General features: G+C 71.4%; 13 protein-coding genes. 8 read left to right on the top strand and 5 right to left on the bottom strand.

Annotated elements, in window-relative coordinates:
* The first annotated feature begins 415 nt into the window (after nt 1-415).
* Genes ACIPFH_RS17165 through ACIPFH_RS17175 form a run of 3 tightly spaced genes read left to right on the top strand, consistent with a single transcriptional unit; the run spans nt 416 to nt 3229 of the window.
* On the top strand, nt 416-2347 hold the full coding sequence (locus tag ACIPFH_RS17165) for an MFS transporter (RefSeq protein ID WP_401827326.1): 1932 nt from the start codon (nt 416-418) through the stop codon (nt 2345-2347).
* Nucleotides 2348-2373: 26 nt separating this feature from the next.
* A complete protein-coding gene (locus ACIPFH_RS17170; protein WP_401827327.1) occupies nt 2374-2766 on the top strand; it encodes a DUF2267 domain-containing protein in 393 nt (130 codons plus the stop codon).
* A 34-nt stretch (nt 2767-2800) separates the two neighbouring features.
* Nucleotides 2801-3229, top strand: a complete 429-nt coding sequence (locus ACIPFH_RS17175; RefSeq protein ID WP_401827329.1) for a DUF2267 domain-containing protein — start codon at nt 2801-2803, stop codon at nt 3227-3229.
* A gap of 660 nt (nt 3230-3889) precedes the next feature.
* Here ACIPFH_RS17175 and ACIPFH_RS17180 read toward each other — a convergent pair.
* Nucleotides 3890-4339, bottom strand: a complete 450-nt coding sequence (locus tag ACIPFH_RS17180) for a DUF1931 family protein (protein WP_361902524.1) — start codon at nt 4337-4339, stop codon at nt 3890-3892.
* Between the two features lie 602 nt (nt 4340-4941).
* Between ACIPFH_RS17180 and ACIPFH_RS17185 the strand changes: the two genes are divergently transcribed.
* Complete coding sequence (locus tag ACIPFH_RS17185) at nt 4942-6072, top strand: hypothetical protein (protein ID WP_401827330.1); 1131 nt, start codon at nt 4942-4944, stop codon at nt 6070-6072.
* Between the two features lie 204 nt (nt 6073-6276).
* Nucleotides 6277-8451 (top strand): FUSC family protein, encoded by a 2175-nt coding sequence (locus ACIPFH_RS17190; RefSeq protein ID WP_401827332.1) that lies wholly within the window; start codon nt 6277-6279, stop codon nt 8449-8451.
* Here ACIPFH_RS17190 and ACIPFH_RS17195 read toward each other — a convergent pair.
* The 3 genes from ACIPFH_RS17195 to ACIPFH_RS17205 all read right to left on the bottom strand — a co-directional run bounded on the left by ACIPFH_RS17195 (nt 8425) and on the right by ACIPFH_RS17205 (nt 10806).
* Entirely contained in the window at nt 8425-8961 is a 537-nt protein-coding gene (locus ACIPFH_RS17195) for a phosphate-starvation-inducible PsiE family protein (RefSeq protein ID WP_401827334.1), read from the bottom strand. The genes ACIPFH_RS17190 and ACIPFH_RS17195 overlap by 27 nt on opposite strands.
* A 67-nt stretch (nt 8962-9028) precedes the next feature.
* Nucleotides 9029-10141: a Gfo/Idh/MocA family protein gene (locus ACIPFH_RS17200; protein ID WP_401827335.1), complete on the bottom strand. Its 1113-nt coding sequence runs from the start codon at nt 10139-10141 to the stop codon at nt 9029-9031.
* On the bottom strand, nt 10126-10806 hold the full coding sequence (locus ACIPFH_RS17205) for a ThuA domain-containing protein (protein ID WP_401827336.1): 681 nt from the start codon (nt 10804-10806) through the stop codon (nt 10126-10128). The genes ACIPFH_RS17200 and ACIPFH_RS17205 overlap by 16 nt, the downstream gene beginning before the upstream one ends.
* Nucleotides 10807-11242: 436 nt before the next feature.
* Between ACIPFH_RS17205 and ACIPFH_RS17210 the strand changes: the two genes are divergently transcribed.
* Nucleotides 11243-13474 (top strand): tetratricopeptide repeat protein, encoded by a 2232-nt coding sequence (locus ACIPFH_RS17210; RefSeq protein ID WP_401827338.1) that lies wholly within the window; start codon nt 11243-11245, stop codon nt 13472-13474.
* Between the two features lie 201 nt (nt 13475-13675).
* The gene (locus tag ACIPFH_RS17215) at nt 13676-15274 is read left to right on the top strand and encodes a phytoene desaturase family protein (protein ID WP_401827339.1); all 1599 of its coding nucleotides are present in this window, start codon (nt 13676-13678) and stop codon (nt 15272-15274) included.
* A 12-nt stretch (nt 15275-15286) separates the two neighbouring features.
* Here ACIPFH_RS17215 and ACIPFH_RS17220 read toward each other — a convergent pair whose 3' ends face one another.
* The gene (locus ACIPFH_RS17220; protein ID WP_401827340.1) at nt 15287-16126 is read right to left on the bottom strand and encodes an SDR family NAD(P)-dependent oxidoreductase; all 840 of its coding nucleotides are present in this window, start codon (nt 16124-16126) and stop codon (nt 15287-15289) included.
* A gap of 54 nt (nt 16127-16180) precedes the next feature.
* On the opposite strand from ACIPFH_RS17220, the gene ACIPFH_RS17225 reads away from it, so the two are divergent.
* Nucleotides 16181-17032 (top strand): helix-turn-helix transcriptional regulator, encoded by an 852-nt coding sequence (locus ACIPFH_RS17225; protein WP_401827341.1) that lies wholly within the window; start codon nt 16181-16183, stop codon nt 17030-17032.
* The last annotated feature ends 63 nt before the right edge of the window (nt 17033-17095 follow it).

A 17095-nucleotide genomic window follows, 5' to 3' on the forward strand; every position in this document is an offset into this window, starting at 1 on the left:
GACACCCGGGGTGACTCATGAACGACGTCTCGTATGACAACCCCTCACGGCGGCGGAGACGTGGCGTGCGGCTCCCCACCGGCTTCCTTTCGGCGTCGCAGACGCCAGACGCGCAGCAGCCGAAGCGGGAGCAGGCCCAGCGGTGCTCGTCGGCCCATGTCCGCCCGGTCCTCGCGGTCGAATGCCCGTGCGTAACGCTCGGCGTCCTGGGCCGTCGGATATCGCTTGCTTCCCTCCGCTCCGCAGCCACGCACGCAGTGCCAGAGCATCCTGTCGCCCTCATGGAGAAAGCGAAAACGGTGTCCCAGAAGGTGGCAGCGCAGCACAGAAGACCACCCTATGCGGACCGGCTCATTCCAGCCTGTTCTGCCCCTCTCCAGGCGACAGCCCATGGCCCTGAACGAGGAGGCATGGCATGACCACCACCGCCGAGCTCGGCGTCGTCACCACCAAGGTCCCCGCCCGGCTGGACCGGCTGCCGTGGTCCCGATTCCATTGGCGGATCGTCATCGGTCTGGGAACCGTCTGGATTCTGGACGGACTCGAGGTGACGATCGTCGGGGCGGTTGCCGCCCGTATGACCGAGCCGGGCAGCGGCATCAACCTGACCAGCGCCGACATAGGCACTGCCGCCGCCATCTACGTGGCAGGCGCATGTGCGGGCGCTCTCCTGTTCGGGAGACTCACCGACCGCTACGGGCGCAAGAAGCTGTTCATGCTCACGCTCGGCATCTACATCCTCGCCACCGTCGCGACCGCGTTCGCACACGACGCCTGGTACCTCTACCTCGCCCGTTTCATCACCGGTATGGGCATCGGCGGAGAGTATGCAGCCATCAACTCGGCCATCGACGAGCTGATTCCTGCCCGCAACCGCGGCCAGGTGGATCTGGCCATCAACGGCAGCTACTGGGTCGGTGCGGCGCTCGGCAGCCTGGTCGCCGTGCTGCTTCTCAACGAGAGTCTGCTGGCAGCCGACCTCGGCTGGCGGCTGGCCTTCAGCCTGGGCGGCATCCTGGGCCTGGGCATCATGGTGGTACGCCGCCATGTGCCGGAGAGTCCGCGCTGGCTGTTCATCCACGGGCATGAAGCCGAGGCTGAACGCATCGTCGACCGGATCGAGGCCGAGGTGCGCCAAGAGACCGGCAGCGAGCTGCCGGAACCAGGTGAGGCGGTCACCGTACGGCAGCGCGACGTCATCCCGTTCAGGGAGATCGCCGGCGTGGCTCTGCGGCGGTACCCGCGTCGCGCCGTTCTCGGTCTGGCGCTCTTCGTCGGACAGGCGTTCCTGTACAACGCGATCGTCTTCGACCTGGGCACGATTCTGAACGGCTTCTTCGACATCGGCTCCGGCTCGATCCCCTACTTCCTCGCCCTCTTCGCCATCGCCAACTTCCTCGGACCGCTCCTTCTCGGCCGACTGTTCGACACCGTCGGCAGAAAGCCGATGATCGCGGGCACCTACTTCGGCTCGGCAGTCGTGGCAGTCGTCCTCGCCGTCCTGCTGGTCAACGGCTCCCTGACGACATGGTGGTTCTTCCTGCTGGTCTCGCTGACCTTCTTCGTGGCGTCCGCGGGAGCGAGCTCGGCCTACCTGACGGTGAGTGAGGTCTTCCCCATGGAGACCCGAGCCCTGTCCATCTCGCTGTTCTTCGCGATCGGCACGGCCGTGGGCGGAATCACCGGCCCGCTGCTGTTCGGCCACCTGATTCACAGTGGCGATGCGGACCTGGTGGCCATCGGCTTCCTCGTCGGAGCGGCAGCCATGGCGCTGGGCGGGCTGGCCGAGGTCTTCTTCGGTGTCCGGGCCGAACAACAGTCTCTGGAGAACATCGCCCGGCCGCTCACCGCTGAGGAAGCCGAGGCAGCCTGGCCCGACGAGCCCTCGCCACAGGACGCACGAGACCACCGCCGGCCCGAGCACGTCCGGCAGCCCGCGGACGAGCGGGAACAGCGGATCGCCGACCGCACCGCCCGCCGCCGGGAGCGGGAGCGCGCCGGAGCCCGCCGCTACCGCCCGGGCACCGGGCCGGGCAGCAGGATGTACTCGCCGGGGATGGCCGGCACCGCGGGCACGGCAAGCCGTACGTCCGCCATGGCCGAACAACGCCTCGACGACGAGATCGAACAGATCACCCACGCGCTCCAGGAAACCGGCCCGACGAGCCGCGACCGACTCGAACAGGCCGTGGGCGGCCGTTCCTGGGGCCCCGGACGCTTCCGCCGTGCCCTGCTTGAGTCCGAGCGGGAGTCCAGGGCCAAGAGCCTTGCCAACGGCAGCTACGCGCCGACGGACGGACGCGGCCGGCCCGACAGCGCACAGGGCGACCCTCATGGCCCGCGGTGACCGGAGCGGGCAGAAGGAAGGCAGCGATGAAATACGACGGATTCCTCGCCCGTGTACGCGAGCGAGGCGAATACAACGACCAGGACGAAGCCGCGGACGTCACCAACGCCGTGCTGGAAGTGCTGGCCCAACGGATCAGCCCGGGAGAGGTCAAGGACCTCGCATCCCAGCTGCCCGGCCCACTGCGACAGGTTCTGGACCATGCCACACCGCAGCAGGCGAGGAGCTTCGGGATCGAGGAGTTCTACCGCCGGGTCGCCGAGCGCACTCATGCCCGGCCGCGTACGGCGCAGTGGGACGCCAGCGCGGTCCTGACCACCGTTGCCGACGCTGTCACCGGCGGAGAACTGAATCAGATCATCAGCCAACTCCCCTCCAGCTACGCGGTCCTGTTCGGCAAGGCCGACCTCGCGGACTGAGCCGTGAGGCACCTGAACGAAAGGCCCACGAAAAATGGTTGAGACAGGTTTCTCCTCGTTCGACACCATGGTGGACAAGGCCAACCGGCTCCTCAAGGACGTCGAGGAGGCCTTCGAATGGCCCAAGGAACGGCGCAAGCAGTCGTACGCGGCACTTCGGGCCGTGCTGCACCCGCTCCGGGATCGTCTCCCGGTCGAGACGGCCGTCCAGCTCGGCGCCCAGCTGCCGACCCTCGTCAGGGGCGTCTACTACGACGGCTGGAAACCGTCCGAAACGCCCGTGAAGATGAGCAACGAGGAGTTCTTCGCACGGGTCCGGAGCGAATTCCCCTATACGGTCGAGGGGGGCAGCGAGAAGCTGGTACGCACCGTACTGAAAACACTGGAGCGCCATGTGAGCGCCGGCGAATGGCAGCACCTCAAATCCCGGCTGCCGAACTCGTTTGCCGCGCTCCTGCCGTGACCCGGGCGGAGGAGATCACGAGCGCGGCTCAGCGCCCCGAGCAGGCCTGCGGAGCCTCGGCCTCCCGACGCCTTGGTCGCGGGTGGTTGCCGAGCGTGTTGATCGTCGACAGTCGGGTGGGGCTGTCCACCACAGAACCCAGGCCTCCGGCAGCATCCGCCGGTAACCAGGGCTCCGCTGCGGCCACGGACCTGCAGCCCGTCGTGCGGCACCTGCCTGCGCGGGTATGGCGCCGCGGATGTCGCGGTCACGGATCAGGGGGCTGCCACTCGAACATCAAGATCGTGGCGTCGTCGCCGAGTTCGTTGTGCTGATGATCGAGGATGGCATGGATGAGCAGGCGCAGCACGATGGTCGAAAGCATCGCCGCCCAGTTCGTACGCGGGCTCCAGAACTGCCGTCGAAACGACGCGCCCGGTGCCGATGGACCGGGGAGGGAGAAAAGCCCTCACCATCTCCGTGGGCAGGTGGTGGACGCGGCGCTGCGGCGCGGGCTCTGGACCGCCTGGCGCTGCCGGCGGAGGTCACGAACGCTCTCGGCAGCGCCCTGGACGTGGACGAGGCCCTGCGGCGGGCCGGCAGGATCGTTGCGGCGGCCGAGGAAGGAGAGCGCGCTGACACTGTGTGGCCGTGGCCCGCACCGCCTGTTCCGGTCGCCCCTCACAGCAGGAGGTCGAAGACGGCTCGAGCCTCGTCCCACTGCTGGGTCTGGGGGTTCTTCAGGTCGGGGTGGAGGATCTTGAAGCTCTGGGCAAGGGCCAGGCTGAGTCCGCCGATGATGTCCGGATAGGCCGCCTCGGTCTCCTCATCGGGCGTGCGGTCCAGAGCGGGATGGGTGGCGAGCTGTTCCAGGATCGGCTTGAGCTCTACTTCCTGGTCGATCTTCCGGAAGTGGTGAATGCTCTCCTGCAGGCCTTTCGTGATCGGCAGGTCACAGGTCCGGATGATGTCGCGCCCGTTGGCCTTGGCAGTGGCCTGGGCGACGGTCAGCAGATCGTAGAGCTTGGCGTCGACGAAGTCGTTGTAGCGCTTGAGATCGTTCTTGTCGACGTTCAGTCCTGCGGCCGCGCGAAAGAACCTCTCGAATCTGGCGATGGACATCACGGTCATGACGGCAACCTCCGGCTGCGGGAGCCGGGTGGCTCCCGGCCCCTGGGCTTCCCAGTCAGCCTGGCCGACGGGGGCGCGCGAACGCATGCGCACGTCGGGCCCAATTAGCCTCCCTGTATTGCCCTGCCAGGCCCATGCGTCCGACTCCCGGGTTGTCGGACGGGCGTGCGGACCGACAGCAGGGCCAGAGAGCGCTCGGGAGAGGCCGGTGAGCAGCAGCCAGGGCCGGTTGACTCGGCCCATCCCGCCCATCCCGCCCACCAGCCGCCCCGACGCCGGGCAGGACGCAGCGTTGTGCCTCGCAGGCGTTCTGGATTTTCCCGCGTTGCAGGGCTCTGCCGGACTCCGACTCCCGGGCCGGACACCGAAGCGGGGTGGTCGGTGACGCGGCGTGCGTGCCGGGGTGATGCCAGAGCGGGTGTTCGCGGTGGCGGACGCGATCGTGGCCCGGTGGGAGCAGGCCCTGTGCTGGGAAGACGAGGAGATCTGGCCGTATTGCCTGCACTGCTGCCGGAGGCCGGCGTGTCACGCGGCGTCGACGTTACCTCGGCGGCGTCCGTGGGCACTTGGGATCGCGGGGCAGCCGACGAGAGGGTCCAGTCATGAGGGTGTCGTCTCAGGGCGTTACGGTCGTGGCTCTCCTGGCGGATCCGGACGCGCCGACGGAGATCGCGCAGCGCATGGCCCGGACACTTTCTGCTCGGCTCGCCGACAAGTCGGGCGAGGGACGACGGTTCGACGTCAAGGTGGTCAGTGAGCCCTTCACCGCAGGGACCGAGGACCCGCCCACCTTGATGCACCGGATCATGGACCGCGTGAGTGCGGAGAACTGGGACATCGTCGTGGCCCTCACCGACCTTCCGCTGCACTCACACGGGCGCAAGCTCGCTGTGAATCTGAATCACGAACACGGCTTGGCGCTGCTCTCTCTTCCTTCACTGGGGGGCCTGCGGCTGCAGACGAGGGCCCGGCGGGCCGTCGAAGAAGCCGTGCTTGGCTTGGCGGGTCCGCAAACCACTGAGGCTGAAGGACCTCCGCGAAGTCAGCCGCTTCTGGGGCCCTTCGTCAATCGTCTCGCACCTATTCATCCGGGCCCGATCGGTGAGGAGACCGACGATCTTCGGTACGTCGTCAGCGGGCCGCGCGGTTACCTGCGGGTGCTCGTCGGTATGGTCCGCGCCAACCGGCCGTGGCGGTTGGTGCCGGGCTTGTCGAAAGCCCTGGCGGCCGCACTCGCCACAGGAGCGGTCGCCACCGTGAACTCCACCGTCTGGAGCCTGGCTGAGACCCTGAGCGTGCCACGCCTCGTGATCGCCACGGTCGGATCTGTCGCGCTCATGATCGGCTGGCTGATCATAGACGCGGAGCTGTGGCATCGGTCAGCAGAGAGCTCGCCGGAGGCGAGGCAGAGGGCGCGGCTCTACAACGCCTCGACGGTCGTGACCGTGGCCATCGGGGTGCTCGTCTGCTACGTGGGTTTGATGGTCATCAACTGGGTGTGGGCGCTGTTCATCCTCAACGACCAAGTGTTCGCTTCCGTGACACGAACCCCACTGCACGCCGAGGAGTACTTGACGCTGTCCTGGTTCGTCGCTTCGGTCGCCACCGTGGGCGGCGCGCTGGGATCAGGCTTGGAGAGCGACGATGCGATCCGGGCGGCCGCCTACTCCAAGCGCGAACAGGAACGTCGTCACATGCTCCAGGACGACCACGTTGACCAGCCCTCGAAGTGAACCGATACCGGCACAACCAGCAGCGCGATGTGCGCCGGCGGGTTGATCATGGCGATGACGGGGCGGCTGTTGTCCCGGTAGGGCAGGGCCGTCACCCCTTATCGGTGGACGTCGGTCCGGGGCGCGCGTCCGAGCGCGGTGCCGTCAGGAGGCGGCGGAGCGGCCGACGCGCCCCGGCAGAGCGTTCCGACTAGGCTCACACCCGTGAGGTGGCTGCGGACCTTCGGGGAGGTCTTTCGATCCGGGCTCACGATCGAGGAGACGCGGCTGGAGCCCCTGCTCGCCCTGCGCGCGGCTGCTGGGGTGGCGATCGTCATCGGGCTGGCGCTGTGGCTGGTTTCCCCTGCGTACGCCGCGTCCGCCGCCCTCGGTGCCTACTCCGCGGGTGGGGCCACCTTCCAGCGCACCTGGCGTCCGCGCAAGGTGATCGCGCTCGGCGCGGGCGCGGGTCTGGCGCTCAGCACGTTCGTGGGCTACCTGGCGGCGGGGCGACTCGTGACGCTCCTCCCGCTGCTGGCCGTATGGGCTTTTGCCGCGGGGATGGCATGGGCCCTCGGGTCGACCGCTGGGATCGTCGCAGCGACGACGGTCGGCAGCATGCTGGTGACCATCACCCTGCCGACGAGCGTCGGGCGAGCCCTGGAACACGCCGGGGTCATCGCGCTCGGAGGCGTGGCGCAGGCCGTGCTGATCCTGCTGTTCCCGATCCGCCGTTGGGGGGCGCATCGTGACGCGCTCGCCGACGCCCTGGCCGCCGTGGCGGACTACGCCCGCCGGCTGCGGCACGACCCGGCCGCCCCGTTCGACCCGGTGCCTTTGACAACGGCCCGGGACGCGGCCGCCGTGACGCCGTCACAGGCCCGCACCCGTCCCCCGGTCCTCCACGGCCCCCGGGGCCTCGCCGAGCGCATTCTGCCGGTCGTCGCCGCGCTCGCCGACCCTGACGTCGGCGCCCCGGCGGAGGGACCCGGGCGGGACCGCGCACGGGAGCTGCTCGACACGGCCGCCGACGTCCTGGACGCGGCCGCCCGTTCGATCCGCCGCGGCACTCCCGCCGAGGTGCCGCCCGGGAGCGCGGACGTCCTGCGCGTCGACGAGGAACACGAGGTGCTGGAGGGGCCCGCCCGGCAGGCCGCCGAACGGCTCGTGGAACTGCTCGCCGAGGCGTCGGAGATCGCCGGGAGCGGCGTCGCGCGCGACAAGGCGCCTACGCCGTCCGGCCCCGCGAGCGCCCAGTTCCTGGTGCGCCCGACAATGTTCCAGCTGCTCCCGGTCGTCGTCCGGGCGGTCCGCCGTGAGCTCAGCCGGGACTCGCCCGTGTTCCGGCACGCCGTCCGCCTGGCGGCGGTGGCCACGCTCGGCTATCTCATCGCTTCCCGGCTACCCGTGGGCCACGGCTATTGGGCGCCCATCGCCTCGGTGATGGTGATGCGGCCCGATTTCCACCGGACGTACGCGCGTGCGGTGGGCCGTCTCGCCGGGACCCTGGCGGGGGTCGCGCTCGCCACCGGGATGGTGCGGGCTCTGGGCCCGGACGCCCATGTGTTCGGTGCGCTGGCGGTGGTCTCGGCGGCCCTGTCGTACACGCTGATCCGTACCGGCTACGCCTACTCCCAGTGCTTCACTGCCGCGTACGTCGTCTTCCTGCTCGGCATGGGGGGCCAGGCATGGGAGCAGACGGTCCCGGAGCGGGTGGTGCTCACCCTGCTCGGCGGGGCCCTGGCCATGCTGGCATACGTGGTGTTCCCCGCATGGGAGACCCCCCGGCTGCCGAGCCGGCTGGCGGACTGGCTCGCCGCCAACGGCCGTTACGCGGCCGCAGTGCTCCGCAGCTACGCCGAACCGACCCGGGAACATCGAGCCGACATGCGCAGGGCCCTGCTGGCCAGCAGGGAGGCACGCGCCGCCTGGCAGGAGGCCTACGACCAGGCAAGGCAGGAACCGGTCCGCCCCAGAGGTCTGACATCGCGCGAGGCGGAGGAGGCGCAGGAGGCGCTCAAGGGACTCGACCGGGCGGCGATGCTCATGGAGAGCCATGTCCCGCAGGCCGACATCCGTTTCGCCCCCGAGGCGGAGCGACTCGCCGAGGCTCTGGAGGCGGACACCGCGCAGGCGGCAGTCGACGTGCGCGAGCACAGGAATCCGGACTGGGGGCGCGTGGAAGAAGCGCTCCACGCGTGGGATGGAGCCGCCGCCGGGGACCGGAGCCCGGTGCTACGGCGCGGGGCGGAACTGCAGAAGCGGGCCCTGGAGGACCTCACGACAGCCGTAAACCGCACACCCCTGGAACGGGACGTCGGCTCCGCTCGCGAGGAGCAACGGGTGCGGGCGGCCGTGGCTGAAGGTGACGGATCAGGACCCGCGCACCGGAGTGGGTGACGGCTCCGGCGACGGGGAACGCCGAGCCTCCTGGAGCGGGAAGTAGTCTCCCGGCCGCGTCGAGCGCCGCCACACGTACACCGCTGTCGCCATCACGAGGATCAGCCCCGCCAGGATGAGCAGTTCGATCCCCTCGACGTTCCACCGGAAGGACTTCTCCGCCTCGGCCGTCACGATGAGCACCCTGCGGATGCCGGCAATCAGGCCGACGACGAGGAACGGCTCCGCGTCGAGGGTCCGGTTCCTGATGGTGAGGCGGACGGTGTGGAGCAGCTCGGCCACGATGAACAGCACCAGGCTGCTGTCCAGGGCGGAGAGAACGACCGTCTCCCCGCGGTACGGCCCCTGGACCGACCGGATGACGTCATGGACAACCTCGACGGTCAGGAGCCCCGCGAGCAGTACGAGGAGCGCCGCGACGACGAGGTGGATGCCGTCCTCGATGAGCTGCAGGAGGCCCTGTACCCGGCCGCCCTCGATCTTCGGGAGAATGGGTCGCACATTCAGCATGCTAAGGGTGCTCCGGCCCGCAGGCGCGGCGTGCTGCCGAACTACCGTCGAAGCCGCACGTACTGGATCAGGCGGCGGGAACGGTGTCCGGTGTCTGCGGGGTGAGCTCCACGCGGGCGGGTCGTTCGCAGGTCGAGGCCACCGGCAGGGAGGTGCCGGTCCGGGCGGCGTCCAGCAGGGTGAGCATCACGTCCAGCACATGAGCTGCGAGGTCGCCCGAGGCGCGGTGCGGGCGCCCAGCGCCGAGCGCGTCAGCGAGGTCGGCGAGGCCGATGCCGCGCCCCCCGAACCGGTGGCCGGCCGAGACCGGCAGAACCTCCCAGTCGCCGCCGCGGTGCAGTTCGACGTTGCCGCCGAAGCCGTTGGGGTCGGGTACGGACAGTGATCCGCCGGTGCCGTGGACTTCGATCGACGGCAGCCGGGCGGCCTGTATGTCAAAGCTCATGAGCAGGGTCGTCAGGGCGCCGTCGGCGTGTTCCAGCACGCCTGTGACATGTGTGGGGATCTCGACGGGGAAGCGCTGTCCGGCCCGTGGCCCGCTGCCGATCCGGCGTTGGGCGCGGGGGCGGGAGGCCGCTCCGGTGACGCGGACGACCGGGCCGAGCAGGTGGACCAGGGCGGACAGGTAGTACGGGCCCATGTCGAGCAACGGGCCGCCGCCGGGCTGGTAGTAGAACTCCGGGTCGGGGTGCCAGCGTTCGTGTCCTGGCGTGGTCATGCAGGCGGTGGCGGCGATCGGGCGGCCGATCAGCCCGTCGTCGACGGCCTGGCGGGCGGTCTGGAGCCCGGTGCCGAGAACCGTGTCCGGTGCGCAGGCTACCCGCAGCCCGCCGACCTGCGCCGCTGCGAGCACGTCCCGTGCCTCTTCGCGGGTGGCTGCCAAAGGCTTCTCGCCGTACACGTGCTTGCCCGCCGACAGCGCGAGCAGGGCGACCTCCGCGTGGGCGGCGGGAATGGTCAGGTTGAGCAGGACGTCGACGTCCTGTCGGTCCACCAGGTCGGTGATCGAGGCTGCCACGGCGACCTCGCCCGGGGCGAGGGCCGCCGCAGCCTCGGCCCGCTCCAGGTCGAGATCGGTGACGGCAGTGAGCCGCACACCGTCCAGGCGCGTCAGCGTGTCGAGGTAGGCGCCGCTGATCCGTCCCGCGCCCACCATGCCGATTCTCAGCGGCCGGCCCACAGCAGTCCCCTTTCGGTGATCGTCCTTACCTCAGGTACGTCGAAGTCGTCCGGTTTGTGGCCGATGGCCGAGACGAAGACCCGCCCCGCCCCCCAGGTCCGGGTCCACACCACGGGCATGTCCACGGGCCGTACCCGCTCGTCGCCGGCCGCGAAGACCGTGGTCGCGAGGATGTCGTTGAGCGGGTCGGTGGCCAGCCAGTACTGCTCGGTGCGCACCCGGAAGTCGCCAAGCCCGGTCGTCACCGGGTGGTTCGTGTGCTCCGGGGCCAACCGCACTTCATAGTCCCTGAATTCGGGCGGGTGCATCAGGAACTGGCCGCCGGTGAGCAGTTGGTAGCCGAGATCACCGCGGAACGAGTCGACGATGCCGCCGTGCCAGCCGGCCAGGCCGGTGCCCGCGCGTACGGCGGCGGACAGGCCCTCGCTCTGCTGGGGGGTGATCTCGCCCATCGTCCAGCACTGCACCACCAAATCGGTGGCGGCGAGCAGCGCGGCGTCCTCGTACACCTCCAGGGTCTCGGCGGTCTCGACGGCGAAACCCCTGCTGAGCAGGAAGGGCAGGAACAGGTCGGTGATCGTCACGGGCTGATGGCCCTGCCAGCCGCCGCGGACGACGAGCGCCCTCCGGGTCGGCCGTGGGCCGTCGACGCCGGGTGATGTCATGGACGTTGTCCTCAGGGTCGGGTTCGGGCACGGCGGTGGGGTGGTGGTCGAACCAGTCGAAGGCCGTGCGCTGCCTTCGGTGGCGTACATACCGATCACACGGCCGATGAAACCGGTGCCTTCCTGTGTCGGCGAAAAGTGGCCCACGAGTTGGTGCCCCGGCCGGTCGAGGGCCGGTCGCGGTCGGCGTCAGCCGTCCGGGGCGGTCGGCCGGCGACCAGGAGCCCCCGCCACCGGCGCCAGGGAGTTGCGTACCATGGGCGCGCTGCCGCGCCGCGTTCCCGCACGGGTGCGATGGCGACACCCGACCAGCTCTGTTCCGCGGGCATGGCGAGGCTCGGCCCCGAAGCTCGGCCGGCCCCGTTCAAAGTCGGGCCATAGACAGCCATACTGGACCGGCCAGGGGAGGGCCGGAAGGCAACGGGGGCGGCGCACTATGGCGGAGAGCAAGCTGATCCAGGGCCGGTACCGGCTGCTGGACCTGATCGGGCGCGGCGGCATGGGCGAGGTGTGGCGCGCCCGCGACGAGTCCCTCGGCCGACAGGTCGCCGTGAAGTGTCTCAAACCGATCGCCCCGCACCACGACCCGTCCACCGGGCGCGTCCTGCGTGAGCGGTTCCGGCGTGAGGGCCGGGTCGCCGCCGGGCTCCAGCACCGCGGGGTGACGGTCGTCCACGACTTCGGCGACAGTGACGGCGTCCTCTTCCTGGTCATGGAGCTCCTCGACGGCAGCAACCTGTGTCAGCTGCTCGACGACAACGAGCGCCGTCCGCTGTCCGTCCCCGAGGTCGTGGAGATCGCCGACCAGGTCGCCGCGGCCCTCGCCTACACGCACCGGCAGGGCATCGTGCACCGCGACCTGAAACCCGCGAACATCGTGCGGCTGGCCGACGGCACGGTGAAGATCTGCGACTTCGGAATCGCCCGCCTCGGCCACGACATCGGCTTCACCTCCCGCCTCACCGGCACCGGCATCGCCATGGGCACCCCGCACTACATGTCCCCGGAGCAGATCGGTGGGGAGGAGGTCGACCGGCGCAGCGACCTGTACTCGCTGGGGTGCGTGCTGTACGAGATCGCCACCGGGGCCCCGCCGTTCGACCTGGAGGACCCCTGGTCGATCCTCGTCGGCCACCGGGACACCCCGCCCGTGCCGCCCCGCGAACACCGCCCCGACCTGCCCGAACACCTCGACCGGATCATCCTGGACCTGCTGGCGAAACGACCCGAACAGCGCCCCCAGGACGCCCGTGACATCGTCCGGCGCATCGCGGCCGGCCGTACCGCGCCCGGGTACGTGCCGACCCTGGTGACACCCCGGCCCGAGCTGCGGCCGTCCGGCCCCGCCGGCCGCGAGGCGCGGCTGCCGTCCTGGACGCAGGGCATGACCACCGGTCACAAGGCCACCGGCGCCGGACTGCGGATCGTGCCCCCGGACGCGGGGGCGGCCCTGACCGGCGAGTGGATCCCCCGGCCGGCGCTCGGCGCGGTCCCCGCCCCGCCGGCGCCGGACACGCCGTCCCCGCAGGCGCTCACCGCGCTCGCCGCACGGCACGGCGCCGGGCTCAGCCTGGGCCGCCTCGGCCGCTGGGCGGAGGCCGGGGAGGTGCACCGCGCCGTAGCCGCCGAACGCGCGCATCTGCTCGGCGCCGACCACCCCGAGACCCTCGCCAGCCGCTACGAGGTCGCCTTCACCCTGAGCCGCACCGGCCGCGCCGCCGACGCGCTGCGCGAGTACCAGGAGATCGCCGCCGCCCGGACCCGGGTGCTCGGCGCCGACGACGCCGACACCCTCGCCACCCGCCAGGAGATGGCCTACGTACTCGGCCGGCTGGGCCGCCACTTCGACGCCCACCAGGTCTACACCTCGGTCCTCGCCGCCCGGGTCCGCACGGCGGGCGCCGACCACCCCGACACCCTGCGCTGCCGCCACAACCTCGCCTTCAACCTCAGCAGGCTCGGCCGTCTGGAGGAGTCGCACCGGATGGCGAGCGAGGTGGCCGTCGCCCGCGCCCGCGTGCTCGGCCCCGCCCATCCGGACACGCTGGTCACCCGTTACGAAGTCGCCTACGCACTGGGTCAGTTGGGGCGCTGGCCGGAGGCTCTCCAGACCTACCGCGAGGTCGCGTCGGCCCGCGCTCGGGCCCTCGGCCCGGACCACCCCGACACCCTCGCCGCCCGCTACGAGACCGGCATCAGCCTGGGCCGCCTAGGCCGCAGCGCGGAGGCGCTCCAGCTCTACCGCGACCTCGTGGAGGACCGCACCCGCATCCACGGCCCGGCGCACCCCGAGACCCTGCGGGCCCGCCACGGTCTCGGCGTCAACCTCGGACGGCTGGCCCGCTGGGAGGAGGCTCTCGCCGAGTCCCGGGACGTGTGCGCGATCCGTGAGCGCGTCCTGGGTGCCGACCACCCCGACACGCTCGTCAGTCGCCGCGAGGTCGCCGTCGGCCTGGGCTGGCTGGGCCGCTGGACCGATGCCCTGACCGAGTACCGGCGGGTGTCGGCGGCCCGCGAGCAGGTTCTGGGCGCCGACCATCCCGACACCCTCGCCAGCCGCAACGACGAGGCCCACTGCCTGGAACAGCTCGGCCGGGGCCAGGAGGCGGTCGAGCTGTACCGGAGGGTGGCGGTGCTACGGCAGCAGCGGGCGGCCGGCGGGGCGTAGGCGCGGGCGGCGCGCCGCGCGGCGGGGGAGCGCAGGTCTTGCGGTGAGATTGCGCAGCCGGTGGTGGGTGGGGCGGCACGGTCTGCCGGTGTCGGCCAGGCGCCGGTGAGCGCGTTGTGTCCATTGGTCCTGGATCACCATCCGCGTGAGCGGCCGTGACCACCTCTGGCCGACCTTGATCGGCTCGTGTTACGAAGAACCATGCCAGCTCACGAGGGACACCAGGGACACCAGGATCACCGGGGACGCGGCGCCTACGACGCCGTGATCGTCGGCGGCGGACACAACGGACTGGTCGCCGCCGCCTATCTGGCCCGGGCCGGCCGGTCCGTGCTGGTCCTGGAACGGCTCGACCACACCGGGGGCGCCGCCGTCTCCACCCGCCCGTTCACCGGCGTCGACGCCCGGCTCTCACGCTACTCGTACCTGGTCAGCCTGCTGCCGCGGAAGATCCTGCGGGACCTGGGGCTGGACTTCCGTCTCCAGGGCCGCACCATCTCCTCGTACACCCCCGTCGAACGCGGCGGACAGCCCACCGGACTGCTCGTGGGCGGCGGCGAGGAACGCACCCGCCGGGCGTTCGCCCGGCTGACCGGCGGCGAGCGCGAGTACGCGGCCTGGGAGCGCTTCTACGCCATGACCGGGCGCGTGGCGGGGCGGGTCTTCCCCACCCTCACCGAACCCCTGCCCACCCGGGACGAGCTGCGCCGCCGCGTCGACGACGAGGAGGCCTGGCGCACCCTGTTCGAGGAGCCCGTCGGCGTCGCCGTCGAGGAGCGCTTCGCGGACGACCTGGTGCGGGGGGTGGTCCTCACCGACGCCCTCATCGGGACCTTCGCCGACGCCCACGATCCCTCCCTGAAGCAGAACCGCTGCTTCCTCTACCACGTGATCGGCGGCGGCACCGGTGCCTGGGACGTCCCGGTCGGCGGAATGGGCGCCCTGACCGACGCCCTCGCCGCCGCAGCCCGGGACGCCGGCGCCGTCCTGGCCACCGGGCACGAGGCGGTACGCGTCGACACGGACGGCCGTACGGCGGAAGTCACGTACCGCACCGCCGACGGTGAGGGCGTCGCCGCCGCCCGGCACGTCCTGGTGAACGCCTCCCCGCAAGCGCTCGCGGCCCTGACCGGCGACGAGCCGCCCACCCCCGCCGAGGGCGCACAGCTCAAGGTGAACATGCTGCTCACCCGTCTGCCCAGGCTGCGGGACAGCTCCGTCGACCCGCGTGAGGCGTTCGCCGGGACCTTCCACATCGCCGAGGGCTACGAGCAGCTCGCCGCCGCCCACGCCCAGGCGGCCGCAGGTGAGCTGCCCGCCGCCCCGCCCTCCGAGATCTACTGCCACTCCCTGACCGATCCCACCATCCTCGGACCGGACCTCGTGGCGCGGGGCCACCAGACGCTGACCCTGTTCGGTCTGCACACGCCCGCCCGGCTCTTCGCACGGGACAACGACGCCGTGCGCGAGGAGCTTCTGAGGGCGACGCTCGCCCAGTTGGAGGCCCACCTCGCCGAACCGCTCGCCGACTGTCTGGCCACCGACGCCGACGGCCGCCCCTGCATCGAGGCGAGGACCCCGCTGGACCTGGAACGCGATCTCGGGCTGCCCGGCGGCAACATCTTCCACCGCGACCTGGCCTGGCCGTACGCCCAGGAGGGCACCGGCCGCTGGGGTGTGGAGACCCGGCACGCCAACGTGCTGCTGTGCGGAGCGGGCGCGGTGCGCGGGGGAGGGGTGAGCGGGGTGCCGGGCCACAACGCGGCGATGGCGGTGCTGGAGGCCCCGGCCGCCGGCTGAGGGGCCCGGGGCTCAGGCCCGCATGCCCCCGTCGACCCGCAGGACCGTGCCGGTGACGTACGAGGCCCGGTCGCTCAGCAGCCAGGCGGCGGCCTGGGCGACCTCCTCCGGGTCGGCGGGGCGGCCCAGCGGGGTGAGGGCGTTGAGCCGGTCGACGATCCCGGGGGTGTTCGTCTCCCAGGCGTCGATCATCTCGGTCAGCGTCGTACCGGGCGCGATGGCGTTGACCCGGATCCCCTCGGGGCCGTAGGTCGCGGCGGCCGACGCGGTCAGGCTGTTCAGCGCCCGCTTGGCCGCGCCGTACACGGGAAGCGCCGGGTTGGCCATCAGACTGCCGACGCTGGAGGTGTTCACGACGGCACCGGTCCGCGAGGTGGCACGGATCGCCGCGATCTGCGCCTTCATCGCGAGCCAGGGCCCCTTGAGGTTGACGGCGAGGACGTGGTCGAAGTCGCTCTCCGGCAGCTCGTCCATCGGACCGGGCGGCTGCATGGCCGCCGCGTTGTTGAAGGCGACGTCCAGCCTGCCGAACAGCTCCACGGTCCGGTCGACGGCGGCCCGGACGCTGGCCGGCTCGGCCAGGTCGCAAGGCACGTACTCCGCGGTGCCGCCGGCCGCCCGGATCTCCTCGGTCACCGCCTTGAGCTGGGTCTCCGTGCGGGCCGTGAGGAGCACTCGGGCGCCCTCCCGGGCGAACAGCCGTGCCGCGGCGGCGCCGATGCCGCGGCCGGCACCGCTGACGAAGGCGACCTTGCCGGCGAGCAGGCCCGGGGCCGGGTGGGAAGTGGGGGTGGTCGTGCCGGTCGTGGTGTGGGTCATGCCGACGAGCCTGCGCCGGGCCTCGGCGCGCATCCAGGCACCACCGGTACCTGGCTCGGCGCACGGCCTACCGCGCACACTCGGGACGTGGACCGACGAGAACTGGCCGACTTCCTGCGCGGCCGACGCGAACGCATCACCCCCGCCGACGCGGGGCTGCCCGCCGGGCCGCGTCGGCGCACCCCCGGACTGCGCCGCGAGGAGGTGGCCCAGCTGGCGTTCATCTCGACCGAGTACTACACCCGCCTGGAGCAGGCCCGCGCCCCGCACCCGTCCCGCGAGGTGCTGGCCCAGATCGCCCGCGCCCTGCGCCTGTCGGACGCCGAGCGCGACCACCTCCACCACCTGGCGGGCACACCGCCCGGGCCCGCGCCCGGTCCCTCGCGCGAGGTGCGGCAGAGCATCGTCGACCTGCTGCACCGGCTGCCGCAGGCCGCCGCGATCGTCCTGTCGGCGACCTACGAGGTCATCGCCTGGAACGCGCTGGCCGCCGCCCTGATGGAGGACTTCTCGGCTCTGCCGCGCCGGGACCGCAACCTCGTCCGGCGGGCCTTCCTGGAGCCCCGGCGCGGCGGTGCCCGGCTGTACGGCGTGTCCGACGTCGAGGAGTTCGCCCGGACGGCGGCCCAGCACCTGCGCGCCGCCGCCGCCCGCTACCCGGGGGATCCCGAACTGACCGCGCTGATCAGCGAACTGCTCACCGGCAGCGAGGAGTTCGCCGAGTTGTGGGCGGCCCACGAGGTGTCCGCGCGGCCCACCCTGTGCAAGACCTTCGACCACCCCCTGGTCGGTCCCGTCAGCGTCGACTGCGACGTCCTGGACATCACCGACCGGGACCAGCGGGTGGTCATCTACACGGCCGCCCCGGGCTCGCCGTCCGAGGAGGCGCTGCGGCTGCTGTCGGTCGTCGGCACCCAGCGGATGGACGTACCCGGCTGAGGCACCGGTCTGCCACCGCTGCCGGGACGGCCGTCCCAAGAAATCTGACGGAGTATCAGAAAG

The organism is Streptomyces sp. NPDC088157, assembly GCF_044741545.1.
GTDB lineage: Bacteria > Actinomycetota > Actinomycetes > Streptomycetales > Streptomycetaceae > Streptomyces.